The organism is Erwinia sp. JUb26, from assembly GCF_003751505.1.
Lineage (GTDB): Bacteria > Pseudomonadota > Gammaproteobacteria > Enterobacterales > Enterobacteriaceae > Erwinia.
The window spans coordinates 291,448-308,858 of sequence record NZ_RJVB01000002.1; the positions used below are offsets into that span (position 1 = coordinate 291,448).

Here is a 17,411-nt window from a genome sequence, read left to right on the forward strand (position 1 = left end):
TGATGCCACTTTCCATCGACGGGCTGAGCGCCGGTTACGCCAGCGCGCCCATTCTGCATAACCTCTCGCTGACGCTGCCCGCAGGGAAGATCACCGCCCTGCTGGGCCCCAACGGCTGCGGTAAATCGACGCTGCTGCGCTGCTGCTCGCGGTTGCTGAAGCCCGGACAGGGGCGAGTGATGCTGGGCGATGACGATCTGGCCGGGCTGAGCGCCCGCCAGCTGGGGCAGAGTCTGGCTCTGCTGCCGCAGCAGCACAGCGTGCCGGAGGGGATTAGCGTGCGCGAGCTGGTGGGCTATGGCCGCAGCCCGTGGCTTAACCTGTTTGGCCGCCCTGGCCCGGCCGATCGCCAGCGGGTGCAGGCGGCCATCGACGAGGTGCAGATCGGCAGCCTCGCGGAAAAACAGGTTAGCACGCTGTCCGGCGGCCAGCGCCAGCGGGCGTTTTTGGCAATGACGCTGGCGCAGGACACGCCGCTGCTGCTGCTGGATGAACCGACCACCTGGCTCGATATCAACCATCAGGTTGAGCTGCTGCTTTTACTCCGCCGCCAGCAGCAGCAGGGTAAAACCGTGGTGACGGTACTGCACGATCTGAATCAGGCCAGCCGCTACTGTGACCATCTGGTGCTGATGATGGCCGGTCGGGTGGTTGCCAGCGGCACGCCAGAACAGGTAATGACCCCGGAACTGTTGCAGCAGGTGTTCAGCATCAATGCGGAAATTCATGCCGACCCGGTGTGTGGACGCCCGATGTGCGTGGTGCTTTAATTGATCAATTCGCCTGGATAACTGGCACTTTCAGGAAACCTCTTTTCACCAAAAACCCTTGATACAACAATAAGTGACCTATTCGTGACGTTATCCAAGGGTTTATCTTTGCCAAAAATGGTCAATGAGGTAATGTTTGCTATCTCAAGATCGGTGGTTTCCTGGGACTACAACGCGTCTATCCTGGAAGGTCAATGAAAAACAAACACAGCACGGTTGCCAGTTTGCGCCGGGAGTTCACGCGTAATGTTATCGCGCCAGTGGTGGCGGTGGTGCTGTTTTCTCTGCTGGGGTGTGGGCTTACCGCCTGGTGGGTCACGGCGCAGAGCAACAATAAGGCGCTGGAAAAACAACAGCAGGTGATCAGAAACCTGTTAACCCAGCATCTGGAAGAGTTCAGTCAGCAGCATCGAAACCTGCTGCGGGAAACACAGCCGGTTTCACTGCTGCTGCAGTCAGACGCAGCCGCCCCGTGGCTGTTCAGGCTCATTGGCGATGACGAAGTCTATCTGGTGGATACTCACCAGCGCCCGCTGGCTGCCTGGCTTTCTGACGCCCCCGCCCCCGTTGAACGCTACCATGAGATAGCCCAGCAGCTGGCACCGAGCCTGCACGCCTCCAACGTGCTGACCAGCGATTTTATCCGCCTGCGCGAGCGGGTGGCAGAAGTGGCCGTTGCCAGCCTGCCCGGCGACGATCGCGGCTATCAGCTGGTGTTCATCCGCTATCTGCGCAGCAGCTTTGTCGATTTCTTAACCCATCGCGGCGTGGTGAGCAATTTCAGCTTCAGCGCCAGCCAGCCGGATCAGCCGAACAGCGCCGGTTTCCTGCTGACTTCGCATCAGGGAACGCCCGTCAGCGACGTCTCCTGGGAGCCGATGCGCCCCGGCAGCCAGATGCTGCTGTTTACCGGCCCGCTGATTGCGCTGGCGATCCTCAGCATTGCGCTGATGTGCCTGGTGATGACCCGCCGCCTGTGGCACTCCTCGCTGAATCTGACCCGCTCAATGCAGAAGCTGGCCGCCAGCGAAGCCCGCTCCCGGCATATCGCCCTACATGACATTTTAACCGGTCTGCCTAACCGCAAATGGATTGAGGAGCAGCTTAATCGTCGCCTCAGCGTGCTGGAGACCGACCGCGATACCCTTGCCCTGCTGCTGCTGGATCTCGACCACTTCAAGATCGTCAACGATACCTACGGTCACCACACCGGCGATGAGCTGCTGATGGAAGTCAGCAAGCGGCTCTCCAACCTTCTGCCGATCAAAGATTCGATAGGCCGCCTGGGCGGCGACGAGTTTGTGATTATGATGGCGAACGTGACGGACGAGCGGCAGGTAGGCCAGCTGTGTCAGCAGATTATTGCGCATCTGTCGCAGCCGATGCAGCTGAACGGCAACGCGCTGTGGATCGGCGTTAGCATCGGCGTGGCGCTGGCCCCGCAGGACAGCACCGACCGGCTGGAGCTGATGCGGATGGCGGATATTTCGCTGTACGCCGCCAAAGCCGAAGGCGGCGGTCAGTATCGCCTGTTTATTCCGGCAATGGATGAAGCCCTGCAAAAACGCCAGCGTCTGGCGCAGCAGCTGCGTCTGGCGCTGGAAAACGACAGCGGGCTGACCCAGCTCTATCAGCCAATTGTTGATAGCAGCGGGAAAAAAATTGTGGCGGTAGAGTCCCTGCTGCGCTGGCATCATCCACAGCTGGGCGCCATATCGCCCGCCGATTTCATTCCGCTGGCGGAGGAAACCGGGCTGATTATCCCGCTCGGCGACTGGGTGGTAGAGAAGGCCTGTCAGATGGCCGTCACCTGCCCGCAGCTGATCGTGGCGATTAACGTCTCGCCGCTGCAGTTCCTTGCCGACAACTTTATCAGCACGCTGATGGGCACGGTGGCACGTCACGGCATCAATCCCCGCCAGATCGAGCTGGAGATCACCGAAGGCGTGCTGCTTGAAGATAAAGAGCGCGCCTTGCAAAACATCAATACCCTGCGCGAGGCCGGGTTCAGCATCGCGCTGGATGATTTTGGCACCGGCTATTCCAGCCTCAGCTATCTGATCCAGTTCCCGGTCGATACCATCAAAATCGACCAGACCTTTACCCAGTCGCTGGGCGTGCGCGACAACTCGGCGACCATCGTTAAATCGGTGATCACTCTCGGGCACAGCCTGGGGATCACCGTGACGGCGGAAGGGGTGGAAACCGATGCCCAGCGGATGATGCTGGAAGCCGCAGGCTGCGATCTGCTGCAGGGCTTTTTATTCAGCCGACCGCTGACGGCGGATAGCCTGCACGCCCTGCTGGATCAACAGCGCCCGTAGAGAGCTGAACGTGGCCCTTCTCCAGCCCGACTTGTACATAAGGGCGAATGTAGCATCGAGCTATAACGTTTGCACAAGCACCAGCCAGGGTACTTGCGCAAGCGTTCTGGATGCGGGTGACTTCAGCTACGTTGCCAGCGCGCGGCGATATTCACCCGGTGTCTGCCCTTCGTGGCGCTTGAATGCCCGGCCAAAAGTGATGGCAGAATCGTAGCCCACCCGCTGCGCGATGGTTTCCAGCGCCAGTTCGGGATGGCGCAGCAGACAGCGCGCGCGCCAGATGCGCCAGCGGCTCAGATAGTCTCCCGGCGTTTCCCCGGTCACCTGCTTAAAATGGGCGGTAAACGCCGAACGCGACATCCCCGCCTGCTTCGCCATCTCGCTCAGCCGCCACGGAAAGTCTAACCGCTGATGGATTTTCTCGATCACCGGGCGCAGACGGCCGTCGGCCAGTGCCGCCATCCAGCCCTGCTGCGGCTGAATTTGCTGATAATGCGTGCGGATAGCCTGTACAAACAGCACGTCCGCCAGCCGGCTGATGACAATTCGCGATCCCAGATGCGGCTGGTCGGTTTCCAGCGCCAGCAGCTGTAGCGTGGCCGCCAGCAGCGGCGATCGTCCCGCATCGGCCGGGATCACCACGCAGTCCGGCAGCAGCGACAGCAGCGGCTGCGCACCGCCGGCGTCAAAGGTCAGCCAGCCGCACAGCAGTTCGGCGCCTTCCCCCTCGCCGCCAAATACCGCGCTTTTACCGGCGCAGTCAGCGAACACCTCCTCGCAGGCCAGCGTCGGCGTGTGCGGCTCATCGCTCAGCGACAGCAGCACGCCCGGCCGGGCGATAAACCCCTCTCCGCTGCACAGCCGCTGTGGCGGCTGGCCGTTAACCGTCAGCCAGCCCTGACCTTCCAGCATAAAACCGAAGCGAATTGAGGCGCTTTTGATAAAGCTGACGCCCCAGGGCGCACGCGGTTGCAGGCGCGAATGGAGCGCGCTACTCACGTTCATCGCGGCAAAAACATCATCAAGCGGATCCATCTCATGACCTTTTCTGGACGATAAGTCAGTAAAAATACCTTTTCAGTCATTATCTGTACAGCGCTGGGCACGTAAGGTAGCGACATTCCCACGACCAAGGACACCACTATGTACAGCTATCAACTGAATGATTTTGGCAGCATCGACCATCTCCAGCGCGTTGAAGAACCGCGCCCGCGCCCCGGACGCAGGCAGGTGCTGATCCGCGTGGCCGCCGTCAGCCTGAACTATCGCGATCTGGCGATCCTGCACGGCAAAAGCACTCTTTCCCCGCAGGCGGGGCTGATCCCGCTGTCGGACGGCGTCGGCTACATCGTGGAGTGCGGCGAGGAAGCCACGCGCTTTACCTGCGGCGATCGCGTGGCGGGGATCTTTTTCCCGCAGTGGCTGGGCGGCAGGCTGACGCCGGGTAACAGCGGCGGCGCGTGGGGAAGCCGCGCGGACGGCTGGCTCACCGAGTACAAGGTGATAGATGAGGCGTCGCTGGTTGCCGTCCCCGCCTATCTGAGCGATGAACAGGCCGCCACCCTGCCCTGCGCGGCGGTCACGGCCTGGAACAGCCTGGTGCAGTCGCGACCGCTGCAGCCCGGAGAAACGGTGCTCACCCAGGGTACCGGCGGCGTGGCGCTGTTTGCCGTGCAGTTTGCCCGGCTGATGGGGCTGAAGATTATCGCCCTGACCTCCAGCGAGGAAAAAGCGGCGCGGCTGCGCGAACTGGGGGCGACGCACACCATTAACTACCGCCAGCATCCCGACTGGCATCAGCAGGTCAACGCGCTGACCGACGGCGTTGGCGTGCAGCGGGTGGTGGAAATTGGCGGACCGGGAACGCTAAAAAACTCGCTGAAGTCGACTGCCTCCGGCGGCGAGATTGCGCTGCTGGGCTTCGTGGCCGCCGGGGAGCAGACCGTTGATTTTATGACGCTGTTTACCCGCGGCGCCACCGTTCGCCCCTTCAGCGTGGGCAGCCGGGAAGATTTTGAGCACATGAATCTGGCGCTGGCTCAGAGTGAGCTGCAGCCGGTTATCGATCGGGTATATGCTTTTTCGGAAACGCTTGAAGCATGGCGTTATTTCGACAGTCAGCAGCACTGTGGCAAGGTGGTCATTAGGATGGAAACGGAAGAGCCAGCGGCGCGGTGATGCAGGGGGAGTCTGAGAAAAACTCAGGGGACCGCGTTTTACGGGGTCCCCTGGAAAGATACAGCGTTTTCTGAAAAGATTTCCTGAAGTTATTTGTTTTTAAATTATCAGTTATCTTTCTTTATTTTAGCCCCATTCGCGTCGATCTTAACGATAAATGGAGGTGTCTCATGGAGAGAGTGCCCTGGTGAGGCGTAAACAATTCTTGTCAAACTACCCGGCTAATTGATATTAGTGTGATCCGCGTGGCGAGTTTGCCCGGTCGTCACTACAGTAGTTGTTTTCTGGCCCTGAGGGAACGGGAGAAAAACACTCTTGTCAGTCGAAAAGTAAAATGATAATTACCCATTGTTAATGTGCAGGTTATCTTATTAATTTACTTTAAATCATGATCTTGGACTCACAATGAAAATGACAATGACTGACAAACCCGCCGCCGCCGATGAAGACTTTGTTATCGACAGCCTGTGGGCTCACAACGCCAGAACCACCCCGGTAGATATCCATCCCCTGTTTCTGACACTGCGCGATGAGCAGGACCAGATTATGGCCGGTCTTGTTGCCCGCACGTGGTGGGGAGGCCTGGAGGTGCAGTACCTGTGGGTCAGCGATGCGTGTCGCGGTCAAGGGGTCGGCCGCGAGCTGATGCAAAGCGCAGAGCGGGAAGCCAAACAACGTGGTTGCCATATGGCCTATGTCGACACGTTTGATTTTCAGGCGCGGGGCTTTTACGAAAAGTTAGGCTACGCCGTCTACGGTGAACTGGGCGATTACGCCCATCAACATACCCGGCACTATCTGGCGAAAAAACTCTGATAGTGGCGGTGCACAGGGGGAAGATATGAACGTTTCAGAGGCTAAGCAGCAATCAAATCTGAACGCAATGATCGCCATGATGGAACACTTAGCGGAACCCTGGGGCATCAAAGATGCAGAGTCACGCCATCTTTATATGAATGATATGGCGTATCGCTACACCAATACGCCAAAAAAATTCGCCATTGAGGGAAAGTTCGACAGCGAATTTCCCGCTTCCTGGGCTGAATGCGAAGAAGAGCTGATCGAGCACGATCGCCGGACCGAAGCCTGCCACGGCCGGGTTGCGGTGATTGAGACCCACTTCTGGTTCGGTCAGGACAGCCTGACACCCTACGTCAGCGAAAAAATCCCCCTTTACGGCGACGGCGGCGTGTTTATCGGCGTTGCGTGGAACGCCAGGCTGCTCGACACCCTGTCGCCGCTGAAATATATCACCCAGCAAAAACCGGGGGTGCTGACCACCGAAGTGAGTACCGACCTGTTTACCCGTTCGGAGCTGGATACGCTGTTTTTGCTGCTACAGCGCTTATCCACCAAGGAGATCGCCCGCATCTATAACCTCAGCCATCGCACGGTAGAGAACCGGATTTACAGCATCTATCAGAAGGCCGGGGTGCACACGCTGAATCAGTTTGAAGAGTATTGCCGTCACGCAGGGTTGGACAATTTTATACCGGACCGCCTGATCGAAAAGGGTATCCAGTTTATTTAATTTCAAGGAAAACAGATCGTGATAAAAATAGAAGACTATCCGCTAAGCCGGGTTCCTGAGAACAAGCGCGTCTCATTCCTCAGCGTCGCCGTGGTGCACATGGGCATGCTGACCGCGCTGGATCAGTTTATGCTCGGCTCGGTGCTGGGTGACTCGATGGATCTGGCCAGCGCGTTTCTGGCGATTTTAGCGGGCAGCGTTATCTTTGGGATCGTAACCTATGGGCTCGGCTATGCCGGGATGCGTGAAGGGATTTCCGGCAGCCTGCTGGCGCGCTGGTGTGGCTTTGGCCGTATCGGTTCCGTGCTGATTGGCCTGGTCGTGGCCGTCAGCCTGCTCGGCTGGTTTGGCATTCAGAACGCCATCTTCGCGAAATCGCTCAACTTTGCGCTCGGCGACCGGCTTGGCTTCCCGCAGGCCGCGAGCCTGTCCGGCCTGCTGCTAACCGTGCTGGTGACCTTCGGCTTTAAGGCGCTGCGCGTGACCGCCCGCATCGCCGTGCCGCTGTTTATCTGCCTGGTGGCGTTTATCTCTTTCCACACCCTGTCCGGCCATACCCTGCAGCAGATTATCGACCTGCCGCCAACCGGTTCACCGCTGACCGTCAGCGCGGCCATTACCATGGTGGTCGGCGGTGCGATTGTTGCCAGCCTGATGACCCCGGACCTGACCCGCTATTCAAAATCCTCCCGGCACGTAGCGGGCATTACTCTGCTGACGATTATTGCCGGTGAGTTTATCGTTAACGGCCTGGCGATCCTGATTGCCCGTACGCTGCAAACCGCAGACGTGGTGACCATTATGTCTCAGGCGGCGGGCGGTGTCGGACTGCTGGTGGTGATCCTCTCTACCCTGCGCGTGAACGACCTGAATCTCTACTCGTCTTCGCTAGGGGTGATAAACGCGGTGGAAGGGATCAGCGGTAAAAAGCTGAAGTACCGCAGCACCACGCTGGTGATCGGCCTGCTGGGCACCCTGCTGTCGGTGCTGGGTATTCTCGACCGCTTCGTAGATTTCCTCACCGTGCTGGGCGTGGTGTTCCCGCCGATCCTCGGCATTATGCTGGTGGATTACCTGCTGCTGCGCACGCACCGTGGCCTGCTGGACCGCAGCCGTCTGCTGGGTGAACTACCGAAAGACAGCGAAACCCCGGTGATTGGCTGGGTGGCGATTATTGCCACGCTGGTGGGCAGTGCCGTTGGCCTGTTAACCGAATGGGGCGTGCCGACCATCAACTCACTGCTGATTGCCTGCGTGATTTATTACGTGGTGAAGCTGGCGCAGCAGCGCAGCCGTCCTGCGGCGGCCTCGGCCTGATGTAAATAAGGCGGACATCGTCCGCCTTACCAGGTGCTCAATCAAACCTTCATTTTACCTGACGCTCAATCACCGCCTCACTTCACCGCGCGCCGCGCGACCACGCTGCTTACCAGCACATAGCCACAGCCAGCAATCAGCCCGCCAAGGGAAAACAGCAGCACGATCAGCGTGCGTTTCGGCGCATCGCGGGTCAGCGGCTCGTACGGCGCGCGCATATATTTGAACGGCACGTCTTCCGTAGGAGAGATCTTCAGCGCATCCAGCTTTTCAAGATACAGACGCCGGTTTTGCAGCTTGTCATTCAACGCGCCAACCGCCAGCGACTTCTCGATGTCCAGCTTGCGCGCCAGACCATCGGCACCGAGCGTCACGGAGAAATCCGGGTCGTCCAGAATGACGCCGCCATTGCTCCACGACGGCTTTTTCAGCCCCGCCGATCTGGCAATATCCAGCGCGTACTGCAGCCTGTCGATCTTGCTGCGGTGCTTAATCTCCTCCTGCATCATCTCCAGATCGTACCGCGACTTCTCTTTCATTCTGACTTCGTCAATCTTGTATTCCAGCCGCCGGTACAGCTCTTCATTCACTTCTCCGGAGATATAGTTGATGTAGCCTTCCAGTAAATCACGGGCGTCAACGGCGGTTTCAGCGGTATATTTCAGATCGTAGTAACGATACTCTTTTTTATTCGCTTCTTTATCCTGTACCGAACTGTGCGACTCAATATTGCCGTGCAGGATACCGTTAATTAACCGGTTGCGAGACTCCGCATCATCGGTTGTTTCCGACGCCAGCTTCTTAAAATAGTTTGTATTAACCAGATATTTCTCTCGCAGGCTGCGCGAGTCAAAATCTCGCATAAAGTCAGACAGCAGCGAATCCGCCGTAATATCCGTTTTGATATCCAGCACCGACAGTTCCGTGAGGATGGTGTTGATGGTTTTCAGCTGTGACGGTTCGGCAGGCACCAGCATCGCCGTGCTGGTCCAGCGCTGCGGGATGATAAAGCAGACGGCCACCGCGATTAGCACCGCAGCGATGATAAAGGCCAGCACGGTAAACTTTCGCCGCAGAATAATCGTGAAAATATCCAGCAAATCGAGGGATTCATTCGGCTCAGGGAACAAAGGAAGGGCGGATGGCAGCGGCGAATGATGCGCAGCGCTATCCGGCGTAATACTTGCCATGTAAAACTCCTGCAGTACGGTATAAAGACAAAATCGTATTATCCGCATCGCAATCCGTTGCGGCAGCCCGAGTATAAACGAAAATAGAGCGCGTTGATGGCTGAAAAATTTCAGCCGCTGTTTTAAATAACATCATTCTGCGAAAACAGGGCTACGCCTTTTTCGCCCCCGACTTGCCAATCGCTCGATACAGTTCCTGAATCCGCTTCATCGACTTAATCGTGCGCTGCGGCGCGGTGGAGGCCACAGACAGGATAATCATCTCCAGACAGACCAGCACCGTACCGTGCAGCGGCACCTTGCCATTTTCCCCGCCGCGCGGCACGTTGATCACCACCTGCACCTCTTTACTGAAGCGCGAATCAGTGGAATGGGTCAGCAAAATGGTGGGAATGCCCAGCCGCTTTGCCTCACGCAGAGTCGTTAACCCTTCGCGATGTGCCGACTTCTGCGCCATCATAATCAGCACGTCTCCGCGCTGCAGGTTGATCAACTGCTCGGCGAGCATCACGCCGGTGCGATTCAGCGGAGTGCCGGGGATGCCGTTACGGCTGAACAGGCGCGCGGCGTATTCGGCCAGAATACTGGAGGCACCAATGCCGAAAATCGCCACCTGGCGCGCCTCCACCAGCAGCGCCACGGCGCGGGACATGGCGGCGCGGTTGTGCGGTTCGGACAGCACCTCACAGGCGCGCTGGTGCCCTTCCAGAACGAAATCGATGCTGGAGTTGACGTCGCAGCTGAGCGCATTCACTGTGGTGCTCATCTTTTCCGCCGAGGTGATCCCAGGTCCGAACCAGCTTTCCATGGTCTGCTTCAGATCGCGCAGTCCGGCAAATCCCAGCGCCTGAATGGCCCTGACGACCGTCGCGTCGGACGTTTGCGTGGCGGCGGCAATTTCCATCGCCGTGTATTCCAGCACCACCTCGCGGTTCTCGTTGATGTAGCTGGCCACCGCCAGCAGGCGCGGCGACAGCCCCGGACCACGCGCGCGGAAGCGTTCGCCGTAGATATCCACGCGTGTTTTGGCTTTTTTCGTCAGCAGTTTGTTCATTGCTTGCCTCGACCGTCAATCAGTTGCTGTAAACGCTGACGCTGTGCGTGCAGCATCGCCGGATTCAATGGCAGATAGCCCTCCGGCGATGAACTCTGCGCGGCAACCGCCTGCTGCCCGACATCGGACAGCACCAGCTGCAGAAACGCCGCCAGGCGCGGTTCAGGGACACCGCCGGGCGGCAGATCGAACCACAGCGTCACCGCGCTGCCCAGCGGATAGTTCCCCGCCTGCACCGCTTCTGCGTCTGGCATAAAGAAGTCCCCTTCATGCTGGCCCAGCGGCAGCACGCGCACCCCGTCGCCAAACGCGGCGGCGTTAAACCAGCCGACGGCACCGAGCGAGAAAGGATCGGCGGCAACCGCGTCCAGCACCGCGCGGCGGTCCGGCAGCGGCTCATAGTGGCGAGGAAACGGTCGGTTGGCGAGATGGGCACGGCGGAAAGCGCTGGCATACTTGCCGTCATCGCGCAGGCCGTAGAGGTGAATGCGCCGGTGCAGCCAGGCTCCGCCCAGCCCCAGCTGTGACCAGCAGGTGATATCCCCCTGCGGCGAACCGGAAGAGAACACCGCCGCCAGCTGCGCCATGCTCAGCCCGGCCAGCGGGTTGTCGCGATGCAGCCAGATAGCCGGCGGGGTTTTCGCCCCGGCGCGCGGGCCGTGGCCGCACCAGCCAACCTGAATCCCGCTCGGCAAATAGCCCTTAACGTTGCGAAAGGCCGCCAGCTCCTGTGCCCAGGGCGCGCGCGACATCGGGGCCAGCAGGCAGGCATCCGCCGCCAGCGCCATGATAGCGGTGGATGAACCGGCCAGGCTGAGCTGAAACTCCTGCTCCGGCCGCTGTGCGGAGAGCATCGCGCACCACGGTTCGATCAGCGACGCCATGCCGTCATTGCCGGTAATGTAAAAGAATTCAGACATCAGGCTCCCTCCGCCAGATCTAACCGCCGCTGTTCCATCTCTACATCCGCTGCGCTGAGCGGCAGATAGCCGTCGGGCTGCGAAGCAATAATCTGCTGTCCCTGTCGCGACAGCGTGAAGCGCAGAAACGCCAGCTGCAGCGCATCCAGCCCACCGCCGTAGCGGGTTGGCAGATAAAACCACAGATAGCGCCCCAGCGCATAGCGGCCCGCCGTCATCTCTTCTGCGGTGCCTTTGAGCCAGGGACCGCTGTCGTCGGCCGCCAGCGGCAGCGCGCGCAGCAGTGCGGTTTCCCGCCCGATGGCCGCCACGCAGATTGCCGACGGCTCCTGCTCCAGCCTTTCCAGCAGGCGATCGGTGCCCACCAGATATTCGCAGTCAGCGCTGAGCGCGCGACCGCCAAAGTGGTGCTTCTGCATATAGCTGCCAAAACCGCTGTACTGCTGGGTGGTCAGCGGCACGATCCGCCGATCCGCCCAGTCATCGCCCAGCCCCAGCTGCCCCCAGCGGCTGACATCGCCACCGGGATTACCGGCGGTAAAGATCCGCGACAGCTGACTGAGGCTTATCCGCGCAAGCGGGTTGGCGTGATGGACATAGACCGCCAGCGAGGTCGCCAGATGCTGGTGGGTATCCAGCGCGGCACCCGCCACCCGCACCGCCAATGGCTCCGCGCCCCGCTGCTTGCGCCAGGGCACGATTTCCATCGGGGTGATTTCGCGCCCCATCACGCTGAACATCGCCCTGTCGTTGATCGCAAAGGCCATCGCGGTCGGCGTGCCCTTCAGTTCAATGGCGAAGCGCACCGACGGGTGATAGTGCGTAAATGCGGCGGTCAGCTTTTCAAGAATGTACCGCGCGTGGCCGGAACCACTCAGGCGCACTGCGCCGTCAGCGGTCAGCCAGCTGGCGTTCACATCCGCCGTTAGCGGCTGCGGCAGGTAATCGGTCAGTTCAGCATCCAGCGGGCGCGGAACCCATCCGGTGCTGTCGGTTGATAAATTCACAAATGCTCCTCAGAAGATGCCGGATTTTTGCGGCGCTGCCGCCGCTTCCAGTACATCAGCAGCCCGGTGATAAAAAACAGCGGCATACACAGGCTGGAAATCGTTATCGCAATGCGGCCCGGTATGCCAAACAGCGCGCCGGTATGGATCGGGTCCATATCCGTTAGAATCCGTTCACCGGCGGGCAGGCTGCGGTACAGCGTCTGCCGGGTAACGTTCATCGTGCGGGGATTGATGCTCAGCTCATCCAGCGCGCGGGCGTGCGGCGCATCCAGCGGCAGGACACGCACGCGGATCGCCTTCCCCGGCGCGGGAATAAACAGCAGCGCCGACCGATACTGACTGCCGTAGCGCTGAACCACCTGCTGCCAGACGCGGTCCCAGTCAGGCTCTGCGGGCTTCACCGCCGTTTTCTTCGCAGCTACGGGCTTCTTCACCACTTCTGCCGGTGTGCTGGCGAGCAGCCAGGTGACGCCCTGGCGATACCACTGCGATGACCACCACAGGCCGGACAGCGCGCTGACCAGATAGAGCACAACCAGCCAGCTTCCCGCCACCTGATGCAGCATGCGGTACAGGGCGCGGCCGCTGAGGCGAAACTCCGGGCGCAGCCACTCGCGCAGACCACGGCTGCCCGCCGTCCAGCGCAGCCACAGCCCGGAGAGCGCGAAAAAGATCAGGCTGACGGCGCTGGCACCGGTAATCGTTCGCCCAATTACGTTATCCCCCGCAGGCGAAAGAAAGCGATGCAGGTTGCGCACCGTGGCAAAAAAGGCCGCGCCGGTGGCTTCCCCGAGGATCTGCCCGCTGTAGGGATTAATCAGCACCCGCTGGTTGCGCTGCCCTTTACCGCGCTGGAAGGCGGCGGTCCAGGCAAGATCGGCCTGCTGCTCAATCTGTAACGACATCAGCCGCTCGCCGGGCCGCTGCTGGCGCAGCGTGGCAATCATCGCCGCCGCCGACATCGGCACCGCGCCTGCGGGCGGGATGACGGTCATCTGCGGGCTGAGCGCCTGCATAATTTCATCTTCAAAACTCATCGTCACGCCGCTGAGTGCCATAAACGACAGGCTGGCGCCGAGGGTGATCCCCAGCAGCCAGTGCAGTTTCAGCAGGAACAGGCGCGAGCGCGTCATCGATTATTTCGCCACCGGCATCAGGCGCCCGGCGATATGCGACTGCACCTGCGCCACCATCAGGCTCAGCGCCGCAAAGGAGTTGGAGATGGTCTCTTCACGTGGCAGCAGGATGTAATGGCCGCTGCGGCAGGCGTTCAGGAACTCGCACCAGCCGGGCATAATCGCGTTCATCGCATCCAGCTCTTCCTGCGGTTTGCCGCCGGAGTCGGAGCGCCAGGTATCGAAAATATAATCGGCGTCCAGCTCCGGCAGTCGCTCGGCGCTGACCTCAATGCGGTCGCCGTCCGGGATGCTGTCGATCAACAGCGGGAAGCGGAATCCGGCGTCGCGCAGCACGCGGCCCAGCGCACGATAGGTGTGATGAACGGTGATTTTGCCCTTGTTCGCCTGGATTACAGAGACGGTGATGTGCTGGGTATCCACCATCAGCTTCAGCTGCTTGATCTGCTCCTGATAGCGGCGCTCAAGGATCGCCAGCTGCTTCTGGCTGCCGGTCAGCTGCGCCAGCTTGCTGTAGATGCGCGGCGCACCGCCCACCAGGTGGTCAATACTGACCGTTGGGGCAATCTTTTCCAGCTGTTCAATCGCGGTGTTGCGGCTGGGCTCGGTGATAATCAGATCGGGCTTCGCGGCCGCGATGGCCTCAATATCCATATCGGCGGTGCCGATAAACTGGATCGATGAATTGTCGAAATCCACCCCGGTCAGCAGCCCGCTGGAGCGCAGGAAGTGCGAGCCGTCCGCTCGGGTGCGGCCGTGGCTGGCGACCGGCGGCACGCCCAGCTCGATCAGGGGGATCGTGATATCCAGATCGTGCAGCGAAACGATACGCTGCGGGTGCAGCGGCACGGTCACCGTGCGGCCTAAATCGTCGGTAAACTGCTGCGTCGGTTCCGCAGCGGTGGCACTCAGGCAGGTCATAAATAACAGGGAAAGTAGCAGGCGCATAGCCATCCTCAGAGTTTTACAGCGCGTCACGACGACGCCACAGCAGCAGAAGAAAGAACGGACCGCCCACCAGCGCCATCACAATCCCCGCCGGAATTTGCAGCGGGGCAAAGGCCAGCCGCCCGATAGAATCCGTCAGCAGAACCAACAGTGCGCCCAGCAGCGCGCTGCCGCTGAGCAGCGCCACCTGTCCGCCGCGCAGCAGAAAGCGCGCCATATGCGGCGCAATCAGCCCGACGAAGCCCAGGCTGCCGACGCAGGAGACGCTGGCGGCGGTCAGCAGCACCGGAGCGCAGAAGCGCACCAGCGACAGCCGCCGGAGCCGCACTCCCAGCCCGGTAGCGGACTGGTCGCCGAGCAGCGCTACGTCCGACGCGCGGGCGGTCAGGAACAGGATCAGCGCTCCCGGCAGCGCCCAGCAGAACGCCACCGCCAGCAGCGACCAGGTGGCGGAGTGCAGGCTGCCCGCCATCCACACCAGCGCGGTCTGCACGTCGCGCACGTCGGCGGTGGTCATAAATACCCCGATACCGGCGGCAAACGCCCAGGAAACGCCGATGCCGATCAGAATAAAACGCGGGCGGGAGAAGTCGCGTGCCAGCAGCACCACGATCAGCGCCACCAGCAGCCCGCCCGCCATTCCTGCCAGCGGCCGCCACAGCAGGCCAAGGGACGGAAACAGCAGGATCAGCACCAGCACCACCGCGCTGGTCCCCTCCTTCACGCCGATCAGCCCCGGATCGGCCAGGCCGTTGCGGGTAATCGACTGCATCGCCGCCCCGGCCATGCCCAGCATCGCTCCGCTCAGCAGCGCCATCAGCAGGCGCGGCAGGCGAATATCCCAGACGATATAGTGCTGCTGCGCACTCAGCTGCTGCGGGTAAAACAGCGCCCGGCCAATGTCCGAGGCGGGAACGGGCAGCGATCCCTGGGTGATGCCGAACACCGCCAGCAGCAGCGCGGTCACGGCCAGCAGCAGGCACATCGCCAGCAGGCGCGGGCGCAGCAGCAGCGTGAACGGCCCCAGCTTCAGCCGATGAAAACCCTGCCGTTTCGCGATCTTGTTCATTTGAAATACCTGGCGGCAATAAAGATAAATACCGGCGCGCCGACCAGCGCGGTCATCACACCGGTGGCCAGCTCCTGAGGCGCGATCAGCACGCGCGCCACCAGATCGGCCAGCAGCAGCAGCAGCGCCCCGCCCAGCGCCGAGAGCGGCACCGCCAGGCGGATATCGTCGGTGATCAGCCGCCGCACAACGTGCGGCACTACCAGCCCGATAAATCCGATTGGACCGGCCACCGACACCGCCGCACCGCACAGCAGGGCGGCGGAGATCAGTCCGATTAAGCGGGTGCGGGCGATATTCACCCCCAGGCCGCTGGCGACCTGATCGCCCAGCGCCAGCACGTTTAGCCGTGGCGCAATCGCCAGCGCCAGCACCATGCCGATCAGCGCGGGCAGCGCGGCGGCGGCGGTCACCGACCAGCTCAGCCCGGCGAGATCCCCGGCCAGCCAGGTGCGCATTTCCAGCAGCGTCTGCTCGTCGAGGATCAGGATCGCGGCGGTGACTGAAGAAGCAAAGGAGGACAGCGCCACGCCGCAGAGCGTGACTTTCAGCGGCGTCAGCCCGCTGCGCCCGGCGGAGGCCAGCAGCATCACCAGCGCAAACAGCACGGCGGCACCGCAGGCGGCAATCAGCGGACGACTGGCCAGCAATCCGCCCCAGCTTCCGCCCATCGCAGAGGCGATCACCACCGCCAGCGCGGCCCCGGCGTTCAGCCCGAGAATATGCGGTTCGCCCAGCGGGTTACGGATCACCGACTGCAGCAGCAGCCCGGCCACGCCCAGCACGGCCCCGGTCAGCAGTGCGGCGGTCAGGCGCAGCAGCCGCAGCTCGACAATCACCTTGTGGTCGAAGCTACGCGGATCGAAGTGCAGCAGCGCCTGCAGCACGGTCGAGGGGCCGATATAACGCGCGCCCAGGCCCAGATGCACCAGCGCTCCGGCCAGCAGCAGGAAAAGCAGCGCCGCCAGCGCCAGTGAGGGGCGCAGCCGGTGACGATAAGCAGAATGGTGCCGACTACGCATCAGCGTTGGCCATCGCGGCGGCGAAACGGCATAAAGAACGGTTTCTGCGTCAGCGGGTTAATCGACATCTGCACATCGACGTCAAACGTCGCCTTGATCATCTCCGGGGTACAGCTTTCATCTTCACCGGTGACGCCCAGCAGGCGCCCCTGCTTTAAAAAGACCAGCATATCGGCGTAGTTCACCGCGAAGTTAAGATCGTGCAGCACCACGACAACGGTACGGCCGTGCAAGCGGGTCAGATCGTGCAGCAGTTCGAGGATCTCCACCTGATAGCGCAGATCGAGGAAGGTCGTCGGTTCATCCAGCAGAATGGTCTGGGTTTGCTGCGCAAGCGCCATGGCGATCCAGCAGCGCTGACGCTGGCCGCCGGAGAGGCTGTCCACCGGCAGGTGGGCGAACCCGGCGGTGCCGGTGAGCTGTAGCGCCTGCTCGACTGCGGCTTCGTCCGCATCCGACCACTGGCGCATAAAGTTTTGCCACGGGTAGCGGCCGCGGGAAACCAGCTCAAAGACCGTCAGCCCTTCCGGCAGCAGCGGCGACTGCGGCAGTATGCCCAGCTGGCGGGCAACGGCTTTGGTCGGCTGCTGGTGAATACTCTTCCCGTCCAGCAGCACGCTGCCGCCCAGCGGGGCCAGCATGCGCGCAATAGTGGTCAGCAGGGTGGATTTTCCCGACCCATTAGCACCGACCAGCACGGTCATTTTCTTCGCCGGAATGGTCAGGCTGATATCGTCGACGATGATCTGTTTGCCGTATCCGGCCGACAGCCGATCCAGCACGATCCCCTGCTGCTGCTGAGCGATATTGTCGCCCGCACTCTGTTCCACCCGCTGTGGCATTCACTACTCCTGCACCGCAACGGCGCGGCTCCCGGCCTGCGCGCGCGTAAGTCTTAAATAAAAATAACTCTCATTATCTTTCTCGATCATGCGTAGAATG

The 17,411-nt window shown here is 61.1% G+C and carries 16 protein-coding genes; 6 read left to right on the top strand and 10 right to left on the bottom strand.

Annotated elements, in window-relative coordinates; translation table 11 throughout:
• Positions 1-2: 2 nt before the first annotated feature.
• A complete protein-coding gene (fecE, locus tag EC836_RS06450) occupies positions 3-770 on the top strand; it encodes a Fe(3+) dicitrate ABC transporter ATP-binding protein FecE (protein WP_123332140.1) in 768 nt (255 codons plus the stop codon).
• A gap of 194 nt (positions 771-964) precedes the next feature.
• On the top strand, positions 965-3,094 hold the full coding sequence (locus tag EC836_RS06455; RefSeq protein ID WP_123331280.1) for a bifunctional diguanylate cyclase/phosphodiesterase: 2,130 nt from the start codon (positions 965-967) through the stop codon (positions 3,092-3,094).
• A 126-nt stretch (positions 3,095-3,220) separates the two neighbouring features.
• Here EC836_RS06455 and EC836_RS06460 read toward each other — a convergent pair whose 3' ends face one another.
• A complete protein-coding gene (locus tag EC836_RS06460; RefSeq protein ID WP_123331282.1) occupies positions 3,221-4,129 on the bottom strand; it encodes an AraC family transcriptional regulator in 909 nt (302 codons plus the stop codon).
• Between the two features lie 108 nt (positions 4,130-4,237).
• Here EC836_RS06460 and EC836_RS06465 point away from each other — a divergent pair, with 108 nt between their 5' ends.
• The 4 genes from EC836_RS06465 to EC836_RS06480 all read left to right on the top strand — a co-directional run bounded on the left by EC836_RS06465 (position 4,238) and on the right by EC836_RS06480 (position 8,120).
• The gene (locus EC836_RS06465; protein ID WP_123331284.1) at positions 4,238-5,272 is read left to right on the top strand and encodes an NAD(P)-dependent alcohol dehydrogenase; all 1,035 of its coding nucleotides are present in this window, start codon (positions 4,238-4,240) and stop codon (positions 5,270-5,272) included.
• 405 nt (positions 5,273-5,677) lie between these two features.
• Positions 5,678-6,088 (top strand): N-acetyltransferase, encoded by a 411-nt coding sequence (locus EC836_RS06470; protein WP_123331286.1) that lies wholly within the window; start codon positions 5,678-5,680, stop codon positions 6,086-6,088.
• A gap of 25 nt (positions 6,089-6,113) precedes the next feature.
• Entirely contained in the window at positions 6,114-6,803 is a 690-nt protein-coding gene (locus tag EC836_RS06475; RefSeq protein ID WP_123331288.1) for a PAS and helix-turn-helix domain-containing protein, read from the top strand.
• 18 nt (positions 6,804-6,821) lie between these two features.
• Positions 6,822-8,120: a cytosine permease gene (locus tag EC836_RS06480; protein WP_123331290.1), complete on the top strand. Its 1,299-nt coding sequence runs from the start codon at positions 6,822-6,824 to the stop codon at positions 8,118-8,120.
• A 77-nt stretch (positions 8,121-8,197) separates the two neighbouring features.
• Here the strand turns inward: EC836_RS06480 and wzz(fepE) are convergent, their stop codons facing one another.
• The 9 genes from wzz(fepE) to EC836_RS06525 all read right to left on the bottom strand — a co-directional run bounded on the left by wzz(fepE) (position 8,198) and on the right by EC836_RS06525 (position 17,311).
• Complete coding sequence (gene wzz(fepE), locus EC836_RS06485; protein WP_158612772.1) at positions 8,198-9,310, bottom strand: LPS O-antigen length regulator Wzz(fepE); 1,113 nt, start codon at positions 9,308-9,310, stop codon at positions 8,198-8,200.
• A gap of 151 nt (positions 9,311-9,461) precedes the next feature.
• A complete protein-coding gene (locus tag EC836_RS06490) occupies positions 9,462-10,364 on the bottom strand; it encodes a MurR/RpiR family transcriptional regulator (RefSeq protein WP_123331294.1) in 903 nt (300 codons plus the stop codon).
• A complete protein-coding gene (locus EC836_RS06495) occupies positions 10,361-11,284 on the bottom strand; it encodes a PstS family phosphate ABC transporter substrate-binding protein (protein WP_123331296.1) in 924 nt (307 codons plus the stop codon). Before EC836_RS06495 ends, EC836_RS06490 begins: the two co-directional genes overlap by 4 nt.
• Positions 11,284-12,291: a PstS family phosphate ABC transporter substrate-binding protein gene (locus tag EC836_RS06500; protein ID WP_123331298.1), complete on the bottom strand. Its 1,008-nt coding sequence runs from the start codon at positions 12,289-12,291 to the stop codon at positions 11,284-11,286. The genes EC836_RS06495 and EC836_RS06500 overlap by 1 nt, the downstream gene beginning before the upstream one ends.
• Positions 12,288-13,427, bottom strand: coding sequence for a PepSY domain-containing protein (locus EC836_RS06505; RefSeq protein ID WP_123331300.1), 1,140 nt, complete (start codon positions 13,425-13,427; stop codon positions 12,288-12,290). Before EC836_RS06505 ends, EC836_RS06500 begins: the two co-directional genes overlap by 4 nt.
• Before the next feature lie 3 nt (positions 13,428-13,430).
• On the bottom strand, positions 13,431-14,378 hold the full coding sequence (locus EC836_RS06510) for an iron-siderophore ABC transporter substrate-binding protein (protein WP_123331302.1): 948 nt from the start codon (positions 14,376-14,378) through the stop codon (positions 13,431-13,433).
• Between the two features lie 16 nt (positions 14,379-14,394).
• Entirely contained in the window at positions 14,395-15,447 is a 1,053-nt protein-coding gene (locus EC836_RS06515) for an iron ABC transporter permease (protein WP_123331304.1), read from the bottom strand.
• The gene (locus tag EC836_RS06520; protein WP_123331306.1) at positions 15,444-16,469 is read right to left on the bottom strand and encodes an iron ABC transporter permease; all 1,026 of its coding nucleotides are present in this window, start codon (positions 16,467-16,469) and stop codon (positions 15,444-15,446) included. Before EC836_RS06520 ends, EC836_RS06515 begins: the two co-directional genes overlap by 4 nt.
• The gene (locus EC836_RS06525; protein WP_123331308.1) at positions 16,469-17,311 is read right to left on the bottom strand and encodes an ABC transporter ATP-binding protein; all 843 of its coding nucleotides are present in this window, start codon (positions 17,309-17,311) and stop codon (positions 16,469-16,471) included. The genes EC836_RS06520 and EC836_RS06525 overlap by 1 nt, the downstream gene beginning before the upstream one ends.
• Positions 17,312-17,411: the final 100 nt, after the last annotated feature.